Annotated in this window: 10 protein-coding genes; 7 read left to right on the top strand and 3 right to left on the bottom strand. The window is 56.2% G+C overall.

Annotation, left to right across the window (positions count from 1 at the left end; all coding sequences use genetic code 11):
• Positions 1-26: 26 nt before the first annotated feature.
• Positions 27-1,028, bottom strand: coding sequence for an HD-GYP domain-containing protein (locus tag ACWHYD_RS09335; protein ID WP_447965624.1), 1,002 nt, complete (start codon positions 1,026-1,028; stop codon positions 27-29).
• Between the two features lie 227 nt (positions 1,029-1,255).
• Positions 1,256-1,906, bottom strand: a complete 651-nt coding sequence (locus ACWHYD_RS09340) for a hypothetical protein (RefSeq protein WP_447965625.1) — start codon at positions 1,904-1,906, stop codon at positions 1,256-1,258.
• Between the two features lie 303 nt (positions 1,907-2,209).
• On the opposite strand from ACWHYD_RS09340, the gene ACWHYD_RS09345 reads away from it, so the two are divergent.
• From ACWHYD_RS09345 to ACWHYD_RS09360, 4 genes are all read left to right on the top strand, one after another.
• Positions 2,210-2,587, top strand: coding sequence for a hypothetical protein (locus tag ACWHYD_RS09345; RefSeq protein ID WP_447965626.1), 378 nt, complete (start codon positions 2,210-2,212; stop codon positions 2,585-2,587).
• A gap of 127 nt (positions 2,588-2,714) precedes the next feature.
• A complete protein-coding gene (locus ACWHYD_RS09350) occupies positions 2,715-3,989 on the top strand; it encodes an FAD-dependent monooxygenase (RefSeq protein WP_447965627.1) in 1,275 nt (424 codons plus the stop codon).
• Between the two features lie 58 nt (positions 3,990-4,047).
• The gene (locus ACWHYD_RS09355) at positions 4,048-4,812 is read left to right on the top strand and encodes a hypothetical protein (protein ID WP_447965628.1); all 765 of its coding nucleotides are present in this window, start codon (positions 4,048-4,050) and stop codon (positions 4,810-4,812) included.
• On the top strand, positions 4,809-5,543 hold the full coding sequence (locus tag ACWHYD_RS09360; protein ID WP_447965629.1) for a TPM domain-containing protein: 735 nt from the start codon (positions 4,809-4,811) through the stop codon (positions 5,541-5,543). Before ACWHYD_RS09355 ends, ACWHYD_RS09360 begins: the two co-directional genes overlap by 4 nt.
• Positions 5,544-5,758: 215 nt before the next feature.
• Here ACWHYD_RS09360 and ACWHYD_RS09365 read toward each other — a convergent pair whose 3' ends face one another.
• Positions 5,759-6,436 carry a DUF3386 family protein gene (locus tag ACWHYD_RS09365; RefSeq protein WP_447965630.1) on the bottom strand — a complete coding sequence of 226 codons (678 nt, stop codon included), beginning with the start codon at positions 6,434-6,436 and terminating at the stop codon, positions 5,759-5,761.
• Between the two features lie 418 nt (positions 6,437-6,854).
• Between ACWHYD_RS09365 and ACWHYD_RS09370 the strand changes: the two genes are divergently transcribed.
• The 3 genes from ACWHYD_RS09370 to ACWHYD_RS09380 all read left to right on the top strand — a co-directional run bounded on the left by ACWHYD_RS09370 (position 6,855) and on the right by ACWHYD_RS09380 (position 19,374).
• A complete protein-coding gene (locus ACWHYD_RS09370; RefSeq protein WP_447965631.1) occupies positions 6,855-11,918 on the top strand; it encodes a PASTA domain-containing protein in 5,064 nt (1,687 codons plus the stop codon).
• Between the two features lie 224 nt (positions 11,919-12,142).
• Complete coding sequence (locus ACWHYD_RS09375) at positions 12,143-15,853, top strand: PASTA domain-containing protein (RefSeq protein ID WP_447965632.1); 3,711 nt, start codon at positions 12,143-12,145, stop codon at positions 15,851-15,853.
• A 296-nt stretch (positions 15,854-16,149) separates the two neighbouring features.
• Positions 16,150-19,374, top strand: a complete 3,225-nt coding sequence (locus ACWHYD_RS09380; RefSeq protein ID WP_447965633.1) for a PASTA domain-containing protein — start codon at positions 16,150-16,152, stop codon at positions 19,372-19,374.
• Positions 19,375-19,464 lie beyond the last annotated feature (90 nt).

The raw sequence follows: 19,464 nt of genomic DNA on the forward strand, positions 1-19,464 counted from the left end.
TCATGTGTCTCCCGCATCTGATATCGCTACCAGACGACTTTCGCGAATAATTCTGCCAGATGGGGATCGACACTTTTGCCCGCTTCCTGGCGAATTTTTTCTCGTGCTTCCGGGACGGGCATAGCCCTTTGGGAACCATAGCCGGTCACGAAATGATCGAAGATATTCGCCAGCCCGACAATGCGTGCCGACAAGGGAATTTGTTCGCCGATTAATCCATCCGGATATCCGGACCCATTAAACTTTTCATGGTGATGGAGGATGATCTGTTCGACACAGGCATGAAATGGAAGGCCCTTCATCATTTTGCCTCCGATGGCGGGATGGCATTTGAGAAGTTCCTGGTCTTGTTCCGTCGGGGAATGAAGTCCGGAAATGAGGTGATCATGGATGCCGATTTTCCCGATGTCATGGAGATAGGCCCCGAGTTGTATGCCCTCCTGCTCCTCCTTGGTTAATTGAAGATGCTCAATGAGCAGAGCGGCATAAAAATTCACCCGGCTTCCATGTTGAATCAGCTCGGGGTGTTTGGCTGCCAGGAGGGTTTTAATATTGGCCAGGGCGGATTTGACATCGATCCCGGAAGCCCAAAGGCTTCCAAATGCTTGCAACGCGGCTTGAAGGGAGGAATAACGGCGACGGCGATCGAGCGTGTTATTGATTGTGTCAAGCAGCTCGGCAACATTGAATGGCTTGAGAATATAGGCGGCCACCCCGTGGCGGATGGCTTCGATGGCGGATTGGAGTGTGCCATATCCGGTGATGATGATAATATCCACATCTTTCCCGTCTTTCCGAATCTGAGAAAGAAGATCGTTTCCTGACAGATCAGGGAGTTTTAAATCGAGGGTGATGAGATCAATGGGGTGGGTTTTGAGAATTTGATGCGCAATTTCAGCCCGATCAACCGTAAAGAGATTGAAGTAGGGAGAAAGAATTAATTTTAAGGCCTCGCGCGGACCTTCCTCGTCCTCAACAATTAAAATATTTGCTTGAGGGACGGAGGATTCAGTACCAGTAGTTTCCATCAACGACTCCTTTTCCAAATGAAGCGACCCATGAAGACAGTAAAAAAAATAAATAGTTCATGAGAGCGTAACTGTTCGCTTCTTAGGATGAAGTCGGAGTGATTTCCTACTCCGTGTGAGGATACCATCATGTTTAGTGGCGATTCACCTCCTGACGACAAAACCGGTTCTCTCCAGCCGAGAGATGAGGAGGGAACAACCGGGGATAGGGAAAAAGAGCCGTCATCTTATAAATTTTCAGATTTTAAATGAAATACCCGATCTTTGACTGTCAGATCTTGAAATAATTGGTTGAACAAATCTTTGGCGACATGATTGGTGAGTTCTTCCACATCCTTGGGATTGAATGTCACGACGCTGTTGGTCCCATTCGCGCCGAGCACCATCCGGACAGTGCTGCCATCCGCCGCATTTTTTGCTTCAAAGGCCACGCGCATTTTGACCTCAATATCCGTAAAGCCAAACCCGCTTTTCGCATTCGTCTCCAAGACCAAAATATCGCCTGTCAGGGTGACATCGGCCGGAGCACTTTCCGCCTCGGTTTCAGATGTTGTCGCCCGGGAGGCTTGCCACTTTTCCTGTTGAAGGTATTCCAGGGCAAGATCCGCCATCCCCTCGCCGAGGTCCCCATTCCAGGCATTAAAGTGAGTTGCACCTCCCCAAAAATGCGTCCGGGACCCAAGACGAGTTTTCTGTGGTCGTTTATCCTGAAACGGTTCCACCAGAATGGTCAGATCTTCGTGAGGGTTGGTCGTGACCTTCGTTGTGGACGGGAGGGCATGGGGATCAAAATTCACGGTTTGCCCGGACCCACCACATCCTACGACCCCTAGGCTGGCAATGAACACCATGATAAACCACTTGGCTTGCGTCTTCACTCGTGGAACCTCCATGTATAGAAAGTGAATATCAGATGAGCGTTTATGCTGTGACGGGAGAGGGATGTTGCTGCCGATACCCTACCATGTCTGCACCACACATCCATCCTCAATGTTGGAAAGCGTAAGAATAATAAACCTGCAGGATTTTATCTAGTCTTGCGTTGATTGTCAGTCATGAGCATGAATGAATGATTCCAGCACAATGCCACCTTATGATGAAGCATGATCTGTCTTGACATTGCCGTAAACCACTTGACACTATCATACCTGGTTTGATTGTTAATCCAAAGGAAATTCTTCATGTGGAAGCATAATTTTTTGTTTCGAGCCGAAGGGGCGGTGCCTCTGGAGCAGACCGAAAACGAGTTATTTCATGATACGGACCCGGCCCTGGATAGTTCAGGCTTGCAGATGGATAAATATATTTCCGTCTGGCTTCAAGGGGATGGCGATGAGACCAAGCCACTGGTCTATACGACGGTGTATGTTCGAACGGCCACGTTAGATCCCGAGAAAGGGGTTGGATTCCTTCAGCCGCTTCAAGGACGGACCCACCAAATAAAATCCATGTTGTCCTCCGCGCAGAAAATGTATCTTCGGCAGTGGTTGTCGAGTTCCTATCCCCCAGCCTGGGAAGAGTCTGATGACCACTTTCAGTCAATTTTTTCAGAACCCTGACCTCCTCCTCCACGCTGGAGGACGATCGATTTGTGCAATCGGACTGTTGATAAATCGGTTTCTCGCTCACCCTGGTGGCGCGGGAACAGGTCGAATTTTTTTGTGAAGGGATTCAAAGGTATTAGTCGTGGACCTACAGACACAGGTTGTGATCGTCGGTGCTGGTGGCGGGGGAGCTGTCCTGGGCCTTCTCTTAGCCCGAAAAGGGATTGCCAACATTGTTCTGGAACAGGCTTTGGGGCCTCCGCAGGGCTTGCGGGGGGAGATTCTTCAACCCAATGGACAGCAAATTCTTCAGGGGCTCGGCCTCTTAGACCAACTGCCTGTTCATGCCTACAAACCGGTGAGATTTTTTCATTTCCGTCAAAGTGGAGGAACGCGGCTCTGTACCATTGACTATGGGATGTTGCCGCCGCCTTTTAATCGGGCGCTGGTGATGTGGCCTCATGTCGTTCATCACACCATTCTCGACGCTCTGCGCCGGGAGAATCCAGAGGGACTTCGGTATGGGGCAACCTTTCAGTCCCTTATCCGCAATGGCAAAGGCATCGTAGGCGTCAAAGCGGACATAGGGGGAAGCCCGGTTACTATTGGATCTCAATTGGTGGTTGGGGCAGACGGACCGTTTTCTGAGGTTCGAGGAGCCCTTGGGATTCCCACGGCGCTTCATCGATATCTCGACAGTTATCTTGTGGCCATGTTGGAATCACCAGGTCCACTTGAGGAAGCCCAGTATTATGTGGGCAAAAAATCTATTCTGGGAATTTTTCCTGCGGCCGGTCAAAAGGTCTATGCCTTTTATATGGTTTCGTCGAATTCTCTGAATCAGGTCAAGGCCGATGGGGTGTCGGCCCTTCGGGAAAAATGGAAAACCATTGCTCCGGATCTTGCCCCGGTTTTTGACTCCTTACTGGATTGGAATCAGACGACCTATATGGGAACCGGGAGGGTCCGGGCGAAAACCTGGGTTCAGGATGGGGCCGTCGTCATGGGTGATGCCGCGCATGGGATGAATCCACATGCCTCCCAGGGACGGATGCAGGCGATGGTCGATGCCGTCACCCTCGCGGAAGTCCTTGAGGAATGTCACCGGACCGGAAATTGGTCGACGTCCGCTCTTAAGCGGTTTGAAACACAACGGCGCCCACAGGTCACCATGTTGCAGCGCCTGGCTGATGAAGAGGTCTTTTTCTGGAATACCGGAAATCCTCTCCTAGGAATGCTGCGAGACCGTGTGTTCTCTACTATGGATAAAAATCCGCGTTTGCAATATCAAGTTTTGACGGCCACAGCAGGGCTGCGGACCACATCACCATTTGGATGGGTGGATCGGTTTCAAGCTGCAGGATTGTTACCCGATCCCCGGGCCCATCAGATTCCCGATCATGCCCGGTCTACATAATTAACTTCGGAGTCCATCTTCGTCACTCATCATTTTTCCAATATTTGGTCTGTATCCTATGCCAACCACAACGTTGCAGTCGCTTGAACTTCCCGAGGACCTTCGGGAAATCCTTGAACAATATTTAACGCAGCTTCAGAAGGATTGGGGTGCTGATTTAGAAGGAGTTCTCCTGTATGGAAGTGCGGCCAGGGGAGATTTCATTGCGGGCCGGTCCAATATCAATTTTTTGGTGCTGGTCCGGAAACTTTCAGTGAGCGGGCTTCAGCGTGCAGGGCAATTGCATCGCCAATGGGGTAAGCACCATATCGTCGCACCACTGGTGATGACACAGGAGGACTTGTCCCGATCATGTTATCTGTTCCCCCTGGAATATTTTCAAATGCAAGAGCACCATGTGCTTCTGGTAGGGAAAGACCCATTCGGTGCCGGGCAAATTGATGGGACACAGTTAGGATGGCAATGTGAGCAGGAACTCCTGGCCAATGTGTTTCGGGTGCGGCAACGGTTTGTCGAAGGAGAAGGACGAGCGGAGGCCATCCAGGCTTTGCTGATTCTATCCATTACTGCCGTTCTCCCCTGTGTGCGAGGAATTCTTCGGGCCTTAGGACACCCCTCAAAGAGAAAAGATGTGCAGATTCTTGAATGCCTCCCTTCTGCCTTGCAGTTTGAACCCACGGTCCTCCTCGAAATGCTTCAGATGAAGCGAGGCATCAATAGTCCGGGTTCCCTTGAATGGCCAAAGGTGTATGATCGATATCTTCAGACTTTGGAGGACTTGTGCAAACGGGTTCAGGCGGTTCGTCAGAATAGGGGGCTATGACCATGTATGAAAAGCGGTTTGTCGGTCCGCTCATCCTGCTACTCCTGCTGGTTTTCTCTGCACCCTCGATGGGAATGACTCCCAAGGAACAAAATCTCCCAACCCCACTGGGATATGTGAGTGACTATGCCAACCTGCTTGATGAGGAATGGCACAAACAAATTCGATCAGTGTGCAAAGACCTTGAATCCTCCTCCGGCATTGAAATGCTGGTGGTGACTCTCCCAACCATTAGCCCTCTTGCCCATGCCCAGGAATATGCCTCACGCCTCTATGAAGCCTGGCGGATTGGTACGGCGCAACAGGAGCGTGGCATTCTGCTGCTGGTAGCTGTCAAAGAACGCCAGGCCGTGGTGGTGGTTGGAAAGAACCTTTTGCCGATCCTCACTCCACAACAATTGGATGAGATTTCCCTCAAGCATTTGCGCCCCATGTTTCGTTCCGGAGAGTATGGGATCAATATCTACAGATCTGCCGTATCCCTTTCGACGTTGGCCGCGCGGGCTCCTATTCCGAAGGACAAACCCACCCCTCAGCGATCAGCCGCTTTTTGGTTGAACATCGGGGTAGTGGTGATGATGTTGTATGCGTTATGGCGGTTCACCCGTCCCGAACGGCGTCATCCCTTTCCCCGTTGGAAAAATGGAGAGTATTGGGGAACGGGCCAGGGGGGATTTGGTGGAAACTTTGGTGGATTTGGCGGAGGAACGGGTGGCCAGGGCTTACGTTGAAGGGGCTGGACTGAACCTATCGACCATCCCTTTTCTCATCATGAATTATGTGGGTGGATTTTTGGGACCGTTTTCTCGAAATCCGGCTATGTGATGCTCCAACCCTCTCCATGGATTTTTTGAGACTTCTGGAAATGAAATTGTTGGGAAGGTCGATCACGACTAGAAATCCGATATTCCCAGGCCAACTTTATGCCGGCCTGGGAGGATATGGTTTATGACAACATTTTATGATTTTCAAACGTTAACGATCGCACGACAATTTCACCATTTTCATAAGAAATAATGCGACGGGTGGCCGGAAGATCTGAGTTGCCGACCCTGATGTGTGTATCTGAAAAACTGTCGACATTTTTCAGTGACCGGTCTTTTGGTGAAAAATAATAGACCGTATATCGGGTGGTGAGGTGATGGTGATCCTGGGTGACTGCACTATCTTCGACGTTGATGGTAAAAGCAGCTTGTGGCATGTTTCGGTTGATCTGCGTTATGCGGTTGTCCTTCACCCTGTACCAGGAACCCATGCCATCTCCATGAATGGTGATCCGTTGTCCCAAAGGGTGCTGGTCATCTCCCTCTAAAGTCAGGGTATGTTTTCCGTCTGATTCCTGAAAGGTTCTGGGCCCCCGGTGCACCGCAATCATTCCAATTTGGTTTTGAGCCCAGGTTTGTAGTTCCGCATCATCGATGACCACCGTCACATCCCGTGGTCCTTTCACGGTCACAGTCCCTTTGGTTTCTTTCCCGTTGACATTAACCCGAAGGTCGGACTGAAAGCCCTTGAAGTCAGGTTGCCATCGGGCCGTTTTGGCAAAGGCCGCTTGTAGCAGTTCGCGGGCCTTTGGATCATCCTGGACCTCGGTGGTTGGTTTTCCTTCTGTATTCTTTTCCATGGCGAAGACTCCTTTTCCTGTGATGTCGGTATGTGACCAGGCTGATTGAGCGAACACTGAGGATCATTATAAGGATCTCAGAAGAGGTCGACAACCGTTTAGATGGAGTGAGATTCGGAGGACTCTTGCAATCCTCAGCCTCCTTGGTTGTATCGGGAAATTTGTCGTGGCAACAATTACATTTTCCAAAAACCCTCTGTCAGAATCTCATCTTTGCTAAAGGTTTCACTCTTTCCCCGGATGCATATAAAAGGCTAAAAAAGTGGGAGATAAAGGTACGTTGAAAAGAAGGTGGTGTTCGGCTAGGCTGCATCCATAATTTTTTATCTGAGGAGAGAATTACGGGCATAGATGTCCGTGTTTTTCATCCCTTTTACAGAGATGTTTCGCTTGCTTCCACCCCCAAGAGGCATTGCGCATGAACGCCGCAGAGCAACAGGTAAATGAAGTCCGAAAACTCAAACGAAGTGAAGCCCATGGTTGGCTGATACATCTTTTCCAGGTCATGGTTGTGGTGGGTCTGTTGTTACCCACTTTCGCGTTGCCAACAGTATGGGCCGAAGATGTCCCCGATGTGATTGGGTTGAGTCAGGGGGCGGCGGAGTCGGCCATTATGGGAGCGGGCCTGACGGTAGGAACCATTACGAACAGTAGTCATGCGTCGGTGCCGGCGGGGAGTGTGATCAGTCAAACACCGGCAGGCGGCACGAGTGTGACGGCCGGTAGTGCGGTCAACCTGGTGGTCTCGACAGGCCCGGCGCCGGTCACGGTGCCGAATGTGGTGGGGAGTGCGCAGGCGGCGGCGGAGTCGGCCATTACGGGAGCGGGCCTGACGGTAGGAACCATCACGAGCAGTAGTCATGCGTCGGTGCCGGCGGGGAGTGTGATCAGTCAAACGCCGGCCGCCGGTGCGAGTGTGACGGCCGGTAGTGCGGTCAACCTAGTGGTCTCGACAGGCCCGGCGCCGGTCACGGTGCCGAATGTGGTGGGGAGTGCCCAGGGTGCAGCCGAGTCGACCATAATAGGAGCGGGCCTGACGGTAGGAACCATCACGAACAGTAGTCATGCGTCAGTGCCGTCGGGAAGTGTGATCAGTCAAACGCCGGCCGCCGGTGCGAGTGTGACGGCCGGTAGTGCGGTCAACCTGGTGGTCTCGACAGGCCCGGCGCCGGTCACGGTGCCGAATGTGGTGGGGAGTGCGCAGGCGGCGGCGCAGTCGGCCATTACGGGAGCGGGCCTGACGGTAGGAACCATCACGAACAGCAGTCATGCGTCGGTGGCCTCGGGGCGGGTCATCAGTCAAACGCCGGCCGCTGGCACGAGTGCGGCGGCGGGCAGTGCGGTCAACCTGGTGGTCTCGACAGGCCCGGCGCCGGTCACGGTGCCGAATGTGGTGGGGAACACCCAGGCGGCGGCGCAGTCGGCCATTACGGGAGCGGGTCTGACGGTAGGAACCATCACGAACAGCAGTCATGCGTCGGTGGCCTCGGGGCGGGTCATCAGTCAAACGCCGGCCGCCGGTGCGAGTGTGACGGCCGGTAGTGCGGTCAACCTGGTGGTCTCGACAGGCCCGGCGCCGGTCACGGTGCCGAATGTGGTGGGGAGTGCGCAGGGTGCGGCCGAGTCGACCATAATAGGAGTAGGTCTGACGGTAGGAACCATTACGAACAGTAGTCATGCGTCGGTGCCGGCGGGGAGTGTGATCAGTCAAACACCGGCCGCCGGCACGAGTGCGGCAGCCGACAGTGCGGTCAACCTGGTGGTCTCGACGGGCCCGGCGCCGGTTACCGTGCCGAATGTGGTGGGGAGTGCGCAGGCGGCGGCGCAGTCGGCTATTACGGGAGCCGGCCTGACGGTAGGAACCATCACGAACAGTAGTCATGCGTCGGTGGCCTCGGGGCGGGTCATCAGTCAAACGCCGGCCGCCGGCACGAGTGCGGTGGCGGGCAGTGCGGTCAACCTGGTGGTCTCGACGGGCCCGGCGCCGGTCACGGTGCCGAATGTGGTGGGAAGCACCCAGGCGACGGCGCAGTCGGCTATTACGGGAGCGGGCCTGACGGTAGGAACCATCACGAACAGCAGTCATGCGTCGGTGGCCTCGGGGCGGGTCATCAGTCAAACGCCGGCAGCCGGTGCGAGTGCGGCCGCCGGTAATGCGGTCAACCTGGTGGTCTCGACGGGCCCGGCGCCGGTTACCGTGCCGAATGTGGTGGGGAACGTTCAGGCGGCGGCGCAGTCGGCTATTACGGGAGCCGGCCTGAAGGTAGGAACCATCACGAACAGTAGTCATGCGTCGGTGCCGGCGGGGAGTGTGATCAGTCAAACGCCGGCCGCCGGCACGAGTGTGACGGCCGGTAGTGCGGTCAACCTGGTGGTCTCGACGGGCCCGGCGCCGGTCACGGTGCCGAATGTGGTGGGGAGCGTTCAGGCGGCGGCGCAGACCGCGGTCACCAATGCGGGCCTGACGGTGGGAACCATCACGAACAGTAGTCATGCGTCGGTGGCCTCGGGGCGGGTCATCAGTCAAACGCCGGCCGCTGGCACGAGTGCGGTGGCGGGCAGTGCGGTCAACCTGGTGGTCTCGACGGGCCCGGCGCCGGTTACCGTGCCGAATGTGGTGGGGAACGTTCAGGCGGCGGCGCAGTCGGCTATTACGGGAGCGGGTCTGACGGTAGGAACCATCACGAACAGTAGTCATGCGTCGGTGGCCTCGGGGCGGGTCATCAGTCAAACGCCGGCCGCCGGTGCGAGTGCGGCCGCCGGTAGTGCGGTCAACCTGGTGGTCTCGACGGGCCCGGCGCCGATTACCGTGCCGAACGTGGTGGGGAACACCCAGGCGGCGGCGCAGTCGGCCATTACGGGAGCGGGTCTGACGGTAGGAACCATCACGAACAGTAGTCATGCGTCGGTGGCCTCGGGGCGGGTCATCAGTCAAACGCCGGCCGCCGGTGCGAGTGCGGCCGCCGACAGTGCGGTCAACCTGGTGGTCTCGACGGGCCCGGCGCCGGTCACGGTGCCGAATGTGGTGGGGAGCGTTCAGGCGGCGGCGCAGTCGGCCATTACGGGAGCGGGCCTGACGGTAGGAACCATCACGAACAGCAGTCATGCGTCGGTGGCCTCGGGGCGGGTCATCAGTCAAACGCCGGCCGCCGGCACGAGTGCGGCCGCCGACAGTGCGGTCAACCTGGTGGTCTCGACGGGCCCGGCGGTGCCGAATGTCGTGGGAAAAACCCAGGCAGCAGCTCAAACCGCTATTACCACGGCAGGGTTGAAGCTGGGTACGGTGAACTCGACGAACAGTCCGACAGTTCCTATTGGGAGAATCATCAGTCAGACTCCCGCACCAGGAACCAGGGTGGCGGCAGGTAGTGTTGTGAATTTGATCGTCTCCCTTGGAATCGCAGTTCCGAAGGTCGTGGGCTTGCCGCAGGCCGCGGCGCAATCCGCCATTTCCGGTGCAGGCTTGACGGTAGGGACGGTGACGACAGCAAATAGTGCGACCGTGGCGATTGGTTCGATCATCAGTCAAAATCCGACTGCGGGAAGCAATGTGGCGGCGGGCAGTGTGGTAGACCTGGTGGTATCGCTAGGGGCTCAGATACCGAATGTCGTGGGATTGAAACAGGCTGCGGCCAAAGAAGCCCTTACCACGGCTGGGCTAACAGTGGGAATTGTGACGACGGCCATTAGTGCCACGGTGCCGATTGGCGACGTTATGAGTCAAAAGCCGGGCGCAGGGACCAATGTGGATCCAGGAAGTGCAGTCGCCCTGGTTATCTCGTCCGGGCAGCCGGTTTTTCTCATGGGCGTGCAAAATGATCCCAAGACCGGACCACTCGTAAATAGTCTTTACCGGCTTCGCACTAATGGGGTGGTAACCAAAATTGGAGATCTGACGCATCGTACGCATGGCTTGGCCTATGTCGGGACCACCTTGTATTCCGTCGAGGAACTGTCTCTTTCTCCACAGCCAGGGGCGCCGCTAAATTTGTATCGGGTGAATCCGGGGAGCGGGGCTTCGCTGGCCAAGATCCCACTGTCATTGTCCACAGGCGAATCAGTAGAGGGCGGGCGAGGGCTGGCCACGGAGCCTGGGACCAATCAACTATGGGGCTTACTCGTGGTCAGATCCGAAGCAAATAATATCCGCCGGTTAGTAACGATTAATCCGACCACCGGCCTGGCGACCCAAAAGGCCAAACTCTTCGGAAACTTTATGGATCTGGTCTTTGATGCGGCTGGAACGCTCTATGCCATCACGGATAACCGGCCGGTGCCAAGGGGGGCCAACGTACTTCCGGCCAGAATTTATAGGGTGAATAAGACGACGGGGGCCACGACGGAATTCCTGGATGTTTCGGCCGGGGCCGTGGCGGGGCAATCGAATTTTCGAGAAAGTGAAACGATTGGGGTCGGACCTTCATCCGACCTATTGTATCATCTCTCCGGTCAGCATAAGGTAACTCCAGGATTCACCAAGAATATTTTGTTTGAATCGATCAATCTGACCACGAAAATCAGAAAGGCGATGGCGATCACGGGTCCCGACTTTTTTGTGACAACCGCCTTGACCCTGGTGCCACCCACAGGTCCTCCGGCCTTGGGAGACCTGGATGCGTCGGGCACGGCCGATCTGATCTGGCGCAATCAGAATGATGGCAGCACCGCGATCTGGTTAATGAACGGAACGACGATCGCCGCCTCGGGCTTTCCAGGGGGGGTGCCGAAGGTTTGGCAGATTGCGGGCGTAGGCGATGTCAATGGCGATGGTAAGGCAGACGTCATCTGGCGAAATGGTTCGAGTGGCACGGTAGCCGTGTGGTTGATGAACGGGGTGTCGGTGACGTTCGTGGGTTTTCCCGGAAGCACGTCGACAGCGTTTGAGATTGCCGGTGTGGGCGATGTCAATGGCGATGGCAAAGCCGACCTGGTCTGGCGGAACACCACTGATGGCAGCACGGCCATTTGGTTGATGAACGGGACCGCTATTGCTTCCTCCGGTTTTCCGGGCGGAGTGTCTTTGGCCTGGCAAATCGAGGGCGTGGGCGATATGAATGGGGACGGTAATGCCGATGTCATTTGGCGCAATGGAATCAATGGGGGAGTAGCTGTGTGGTTGATGAACGGGGTGTCGGTGACGGCAGTCGGCTTTGTCGGAGTCGCCCCAACCGCTTTTGAAATTGCCGGCGTGGGCGATGTGAACGGCGATGGCAAGGCCGATCTGATCTGGCGCAATCAGATTGATGGCAGTACCGCGATCTGGGTAATGAATGGGACCGCCATAGCCACGGCAGGCTTCCCGGGTGGAGTGCCCGTAGCCTGGAAAATTTCTCAAGTCGGTGATGTGAATGGGGATGGCAATGCCGATGTTATCTGGCGCAATGAAAAGAGTGCCATCGTGGCCGTCTGGCTAATGAACGGGTTATCAATTTCGACCGTGGGTTTCCCAGGCTCCGCTCCCTCAGATTGGGAAATTCAGTAGGCACGGATTCCGAGCTGATCCGTTTACCAGGCTCATAGGGATAAGGTGGAACGCGTAAATTTCCACATGGTGCATTTTTTATCAAATTTCATTTCTCTCTTGCTCGTGCAGGTATCTTTCGTCCACGTAGTTTAATACACGACCGGACCCCCATTAATGTGATGAAGGTTCAGCACCAAACAGGGTTGAATCTAACCCCTCAGAGGTTACATAGATGTCACAAGTTGATATTTTTGTGGCTGCCGGTTTTCGTAAGCCTCGTTTTCCTCACCTTTATTTTCCCAGCGACAGCAAGTGCCGTAGAAGTTCCTAATTTAATCGGGATCCCACAGGCTACTGCAGAGTCAGATATTACGAATCTCGGTCTCACTGTGGGAGTTGTGACGGCTGCCATTAGTGGTGGGGTGCCCATTGGCAACGTTATCAGTCACGATCCGGCGGCCGGGATTAATGTCGTACCGGGCAGTCAGGTGAATTTCGTGATTTCCGGAGTGGCAGTGCCTAGTGTGGTGGGGTTGGGAGAGGTCGCGGCCCAAACCGCTCTTACAGATGCGAGTCTCACTGTAGGTACGGTGACGACGGCCAATAATGCCACGGTGCCGATTGGGAACGTCATCAGTCAGAATCCGGCGGCCGGGACCATTGTGTTTCAGGGTAATGGAGTGGCCTATGAGGTGTCTCTGGGTATTGCGGTGCCGAATGTGGTGGGCTTACCCCAAGGCACGGCACAATCGGCGATTAGCAGTGCGAGTCTGACGGTGGGGACGGTGACGATGGCCAATAGCCCGACGGTGGCCATTGGGAACGTCATCAGTCAAAATCCCGTGGCAGGAACCAATGTGGAAGCGGGCAGTGCGGTGGCCTTGCTGGTGTCTCTAGGCGCCTCGGTGCCGAATGTGGTGGGGTTGGCAGAGGCTGCGGCACAAAGCGCCATTACAAATGCGGGTCTCACAGTGGGCACCGTGACTTCGGCTAACAGTGCCACCGTACCTATTGGGACTGTTATCAGTCAGAATCCCGTAGCGGGGGGCAATGTGGCACCAGGCAGTCCCGTCGACTTTGTGGTGTCCCTGGGTACCTCGGTGCCGAATGTGGTGGGTTTGACGCAGGCGGCGGCGCAGTCGGCCATTACGGGAGCGGGTCTGACGGTAGGAACCATCACGAACAGCAGTCATGCGTCGGTGCCGTCGGGTAATGTCATCAGTCAGAATCCTGGGGCCGGAAGTAATGTGGCGCCAGGTAGTGCGGTGGCATTGGTGGTGTCCATGGGGCCTGCGGTGCCGAATGTGGTGGGCTTGACGCAGGCGGCGGCGCAAGCGGCGATAACCTCGGCTGGTCTGACGGTGGGAACGGTCGGTTCGACCAATAGTCAGACGGTGGCCATAGGGAGGGTCATCAGTCAAACTCCCCCGCCGGGAACCAGTGTGACAGCGGGCACTGCGGTGAACTTGGTGGTTTCCCTTGGTACTGCGGTCCCGAATGTGGTGGGCCTGGCGCAAGCGGCCGCCGAGACGGCGATTACGAATGTTGGTTTGATAGTGGGCACCGTCACGCAGGCCGGCAGTGCGACGGTGGCCGCGGGTAATGTCATTAGTCAGAATCCAGGGGCCGGAAATAATGTGGCGCCAGGTAGCGCAGTGGCGTTGGTGGTGTCCCTGGGGCCGGTAGTGCCGAATGTGGTGGGTTTGATGCAGGCGGCGGCGCAAACGGCGATAACCTCGGCGGGTTTGACGGTGGGCACCGTGACAACTTCCACGAGTGCTACGGTGCCCATTGGGAGAGTCATCAGTCAAACCCCCGCGTCAGGAACCAGTGTGACGGCGGGCAGTGCAGTGAACCTGGTCGTTTCCCTTGGCGCCGCCGTGCCGAATGTCGTGGGTTTGGCGCAGGCGGCCGCGCAAACCGCCATAACCGGTGCGGGCTTGACGGTGGGGACGGTGACGACCGCCACGAGTCCAACGGTGGCGATTGGCGCCGTCATCAGTCAAAATCCCATAGCGGGCGCCAATGTGGCGCCGGGCAGTGCGGTGAACTTGGTGGTATCGTTAGGAGCCCAGGTGCCCGATGTCGTGGGCTTGACGCAGGGCATCGCTCAGACGGCTTTGATCACGGCGGGCCTGATAGTGGGGACGGTGACGCCGGTTTTTAGCGACACGATCCCTCTCGGAAATGTGATCAGTCAAAATCCCACAGCAGGGATGAAGGTAGCACCGGGCAGTTCGGTGGCCCTGGAGATTTCATCAGGGCCCCCGGCTTTTCTGATGGGCGTGCAAAATGATTCCCGTACCGGACCGCTGGTCAATAGCCTCTACCGCCTTCGCACCAATGGGGTGGTAACCAAAATCGCAGATCTGACGCATCGCACGCATGGCTTGGCGTTTGTTGGATCTATGTTGTATTCCGTCGAGGAGTTGACGCTTGCGCAACAGACTGGAACTCCGCCGAAGATGTTTCGGCTCAATCCCGATACCGGTGCCACGCTGGCTACGATCTCCCTGTCGTTGTCCACGGGTGAATCGTTAGAGGGCGGGCGCGGGCTGGCCACGGAACCTGGGACCAATCAGCTGTGGGGGTTGCTCGTGGTCACGTCCGAAGTGAACAATGCCCGCAGATTAGTAACGATAAACCCGACGACGGGCCTGGCGACCCAAAAGGCCAAACTCTTCGGAAACTTTATGGACCTGGCTTTTGATGCCGCTGGAACGCTTTATGCGATTACGGATAACCGACCGGTGTCCGGGGGAGCCGTGAATCCAGCCAGAATTTATACGGTGAATAAGACGACGGGGGCCACGACGGAATTCCTGGATGTCTCGGCCGGAGCGGTAGCCGGCCAACCGAATTTCCGAGAAAGTGAGACCATTGGGGTGGGGACTTCATCTGACCTGCTTTACCATCTTTCCGGGCAGCATAAGGTGACCCCAGGATTTACGAAGAATATTCTGTTTGAAACGATCAATGTAAATAATAAAGCCAGAAACGAGATAACGCTTACGGGCCCGGACTTTTTTGTGACGACGGCCTTGACCCTGGTTCCACCCATGAGCCCGAGCCTTTCAACCTTGGGAGATCTGGACGCGTCCGGTACGACCGACCTGGTTTGGCGGAACACTGCTGATGGCAGTACGGCGATCTGGTTGATGAACGGAACGAGAATCGCCGGTTCCGGCTTTCCAGGGGGGGTGCCGCTGGCTTGGCAGATCGGGGGAGTGGGCGATGTGAACGGCGATGGCAAGGCGGATGTCATCTGGCGAAATGCCACCGGTACGGTGGCCGTGTGGTTGATGAACGGGGTGTCGGTGACGTCCGTGGGCTTCCCCGGAAGCACGTCGACAGCGTTTGAGATTGCCGGCGTGGGCGATGTGAATGGTGATGGCAAAGCCGACCTGGTCTGGCGCAACACGTCTGATGGGAGTACCGCCATCTGGTTGATGAATGGGACCGCAATTGCGGCTTCCGGTTTTCCGGGCGGGGTGCCGCTGGCTTGGCGCATCGCGGGCGTAGGCGATGTGAATGGCGATGGCAAGGCGGATGTCATCTGGCGGAATGCCGCTGGCACGGTGGCCGTCTGGCTGATGAACGGATTTAGTATCTTGGGGGTCGGCTTTTCCGGTAGTGCTTCAACGGCGTTTGAGATTGCCGGCGTGGGCGATTGCAACGGGGATGGCAAAGCCGACCTGGTTTGGCGCAATCAGAGTGACGGGAGTACCGCGATCTGGTTAATGAATGGGACCGCCATTGCCATGGCGGGTTTCCCGGGCGGAGTGCCATTAGCATGGAAAATTTCTCAAGTTGGTGATGTGAATGGGGATGGCAAGGCGGATGTCATCTGGCGGAATGCCACTGGCACGGTGGCCGTTTGGTTGATGAACGGTTTGTCAATTTCCACTGTGGGGTTCCCCGGTTCGGCTTCCTCAGTCTGGGAGATTCAGTAGATATGCATTCCAGTCGGTTGGGGACACCAGGCCACTGTGTTGAGAGGATGACACGCGTAAACCCCTTCATGTTACAATGAGACTTATTTTTCCTTGCTCCTGATGAGTCACCCTTTAGTCACCTGATTTACCACACAACCGAACCCTCCCCCATTGCAGAGACAACGAGACCCCCTTCTTTAAATTCAACGAAATAAGCAATAAGAACCCATGGGGCAGGTGCATGCGGCAGCCTAAACAGGCGAGCCTTGGTCGCCCTGTAATGGGCTCGATTCTTGCTGAATGGAGTTAACGACATGAACGTGATGAAAGTTCTGCACCAGAATGGTTTGAATTTTAATTTGACCTGCCAGAAATTGGAAAAAGGTTTCACGTCGATCCTTTTGCGCCTGGTGGTTCTCGTGAGTCTGCTTTTCCTCACCTGTGCCTTACCGGCGACGGCAGGAGCCGAAGAGGTCCCTAATGTTGTCGGAAGCCCACAAGCCACAGCAGAGGCGGCTATTACCAGCAACAATCTGTTAGTGGGAGTCGTAACGCCGGTCAATAGCCCCGCGGTGCCCATCGGCACGGTCATCAGTCAAGATCCAGCGGCAGGAATCAATGTGGTACCTGGCAGTCCTGTGGACCTCGTGATATCCGGAGTGACTGTGCCGAATGTGGTGGGATTGGCGCAGACTGTGGCCCAAACCGCCATTGCGGCGGCAGGTCTCACGGTGGGAGCAGAGTCGACAGTCAATAGTGGCACGGTGCCCATCGGTGACGTTATCAGTCAAACCCCCGCGGCGGGGACCAATGTGTTGCCGGGTAATGCCGTAACCCTGGTGGTGTCCCTGGGCACAGCCGTGCCGGATCTGGTTGGCATGTTGCAAACGGCCGCAGAAACGGCAATTACCACGGCCAACCTGACCGTGGGACCGGTAACGACGGCTACCAGTACGACGGTGCCGGCTGGTGCGGTCATCAGTCAATCCCCGGCAGCGGGGAGCAATGTCCCGCCGGGTAGTGCGGTGACTCTTGTCGTGTCCCTTGGGGCCAAGGTGCCCAATGTGGTGGGGTTGACTCAGGCCGCTGCAGATACCGCCCTCACCAAGGCAGGTTTGACGCTGGGAGCGGTGACGACGGCTACCAGTGAGACGGTGCCCGCTGGGACCGTCATCAGTCAATCCCCGGTGGCCGAGTCGAATGTCGCTCCAGGTACCGCTGTGTCCTTGGTGGTATCCCTGGGGGTAGTGGTGCCAAAGGTGGTGGGCTTAACACAAGCCGCAGCGGAATCGGCGATTACCACGGTAAGCCTGACGGTAGGCAGGGTCACGAAGGCCAATAGCTCTAGCGTTGCGGCCGGCAGGGTCATTAGTCAGAATCCGGCGGCAGAGGCTAAGGTGAAGGCAGGCAGTGCTGTGGATTTGGTGGTGTCCCTTGGGGCCAAGGTGCCCAATGTCGTCGAGATTTCAAAGGGTAGTGCGCAAACAGCTTTGAGTTCAGCCGGGCTGAAAGTTGGTAAGGTGACCTCGGCCAACAGTCAAACTGTGGCCGTAGGGAATGTAATCAGTCAAGATCCGCCAGCAGGGTCAAATGTGGCTCCAGGAAGTGCGGTCGATCTGGTGGTGTCGCTGGGGACAGCGGTACCCACTGTTGTAAATAAATCACAGACTGCGGCGCAAACGGCCATTACCAACGTAGGCTTGACGGTGGGGAATGTAACATCAGTCTTTAGCGAGAAGGTTCCTATCGGAAACGTAACCAGTCAAACTCCCAAAGGTGGGGAGAATGTGGATCCAGGTAGTTCCGTCGAATTAGTCATTTCCTCGGGCCCGCCGGTTCTCCTCATGGGTGTGCAAAATGATCCCAAGACCGGGCCTCTGGTGAATAGTCTCTACCGCCTTCGTACCGATGGGGTAGTCACCAAAATGGGGGATCTGAAGCACCGCACGCATGGCTTGGCCTATGTCGGGGCCAACTTGTATTCCGTAGAGGAGCTGACGCTTGCGAAACAGGCAGGGACTCCGCCGAATCTGTATCGGCTCAATCCCAGCACTGGGGCCACCTTAGCTACCATTCCCTTATCGCTGTCTACAGGTGAGTCCTTAGAGGGTGGGCGCGGGCTGGCCACGATGCCTGGGAGCAATCAATTATGGGCCTTGCTCGTGGTCACGTCTGAAGTGAATAGTTTTCGGCGGTTGGTGACTATTAATCCGACGACCGGGCTGGCCACACAAAAAGCGAAACTCTCCGGAAACTTCATGGACCTGGCCTTTGATGCCGCTGGGACACTTTATGCGATTACGGATAACCGACCGGTGTCCGGGGGAGCCGTGGCGCCGGCCAGGATTTATACGCTGAATAAGACGACCGGCGCTCCAACGGAATTCCTGAATGTCTCGGCCGGCGCGGTGGCCGGCCAACCGAATTTTCGAGAGAGTGAGACCATAGGGGTAGGGTCGTCGCCAGATCTACTCTATCATCTCTCCGGGCAGCATAAGGTGACCTCTGGATTTACCAAGAATATTTTGTTTGAGCAGATCCATCGAACCACGAAGGCCAGAACGGCAATTCCGCTCACGGGTCCGGACTTTTTTGTGACGACGGCCTTGACCTTGGTGCCATCCACGAATTCGAATTCGAGTACCGGTCCTCCGGCTTTGGCCGATCTGGATGCGTCCGGCACGACTGATCTGATCTGGCAAAACAGCAAAGATGGCACCACGGCCATCTGGTTGATGAATGGAACGACGATCGCAGCGACCGGCTTTCCAGGCGGAGTCCCTGCGGTCTGGCAGATCGCAGGTGTGGGTGATGTGAACGGCGATGGCAAGGGTGATGTTATCTGGCGCAATGGTAAGAGTGGCACGGTGGCCGTGTGGTTGATGAACGGGGTGTCGGTGACGTCCGTGGGTTTTCCCGGAAGTGCGTCGACAGCGTTTGAGATATCCGGTGTGGGCGATGTCAATGGTGATGGGAAAGCCGACCTGGTCTGGCGTAACACAAATGACGGCAGTACGGCGATCTGGTTGATGAACGGAACGAAAATTGCGGCCCCTGGATTTCCTGGCGGGGTGCCGGTAGGCTGGCAAATTGCAGGGGTGGGCGATGTGAATGGGGATAGTAAGGCGGATGTCATCTGGCGCAATGGGGCGAGCGGTACAGTGGCCGTATGGCTGATGAACGGGTTAGGTATTGCGGGGGTAGGTTTTCCCGGAAGCGCCTCCCCGGCGTTTGAGGTTGCGGGCGTGGGCGATGTCAATGGTGATGGGAAAGCCGATCTGGTCTGGCGTAACACAAATGACGGCAGTACGGCGATCTGGTTGATGAACGGAACGAAAATTGCTGCCCCTGGTTTTCCAGGTGGTGTACCGGTAGCGTGGCAAATTTCTCAAGTCGGCGATGTGAATGGGGATGGCATGGCTGATGTCATCTGGCGCAATGGCTCGAGTGGGACCGTGGCTATCTGGCTGATGAATGGAGTTTCAATTTCGAACGTGGGGTTCCCGGGCTCCGCACCATCCGACTGGGAAATTCAGTAGACATTGGTTGGACCCGACCCCCAACCGGCCCATTCATACGTACGGAATCCGCCATCATCTCCAGTTCTTCCAATGGACAGGAAGGTATTG

This window comes from Nitrospira sp. Ecomares 2.1 (genome assembly GCF_965152585.1).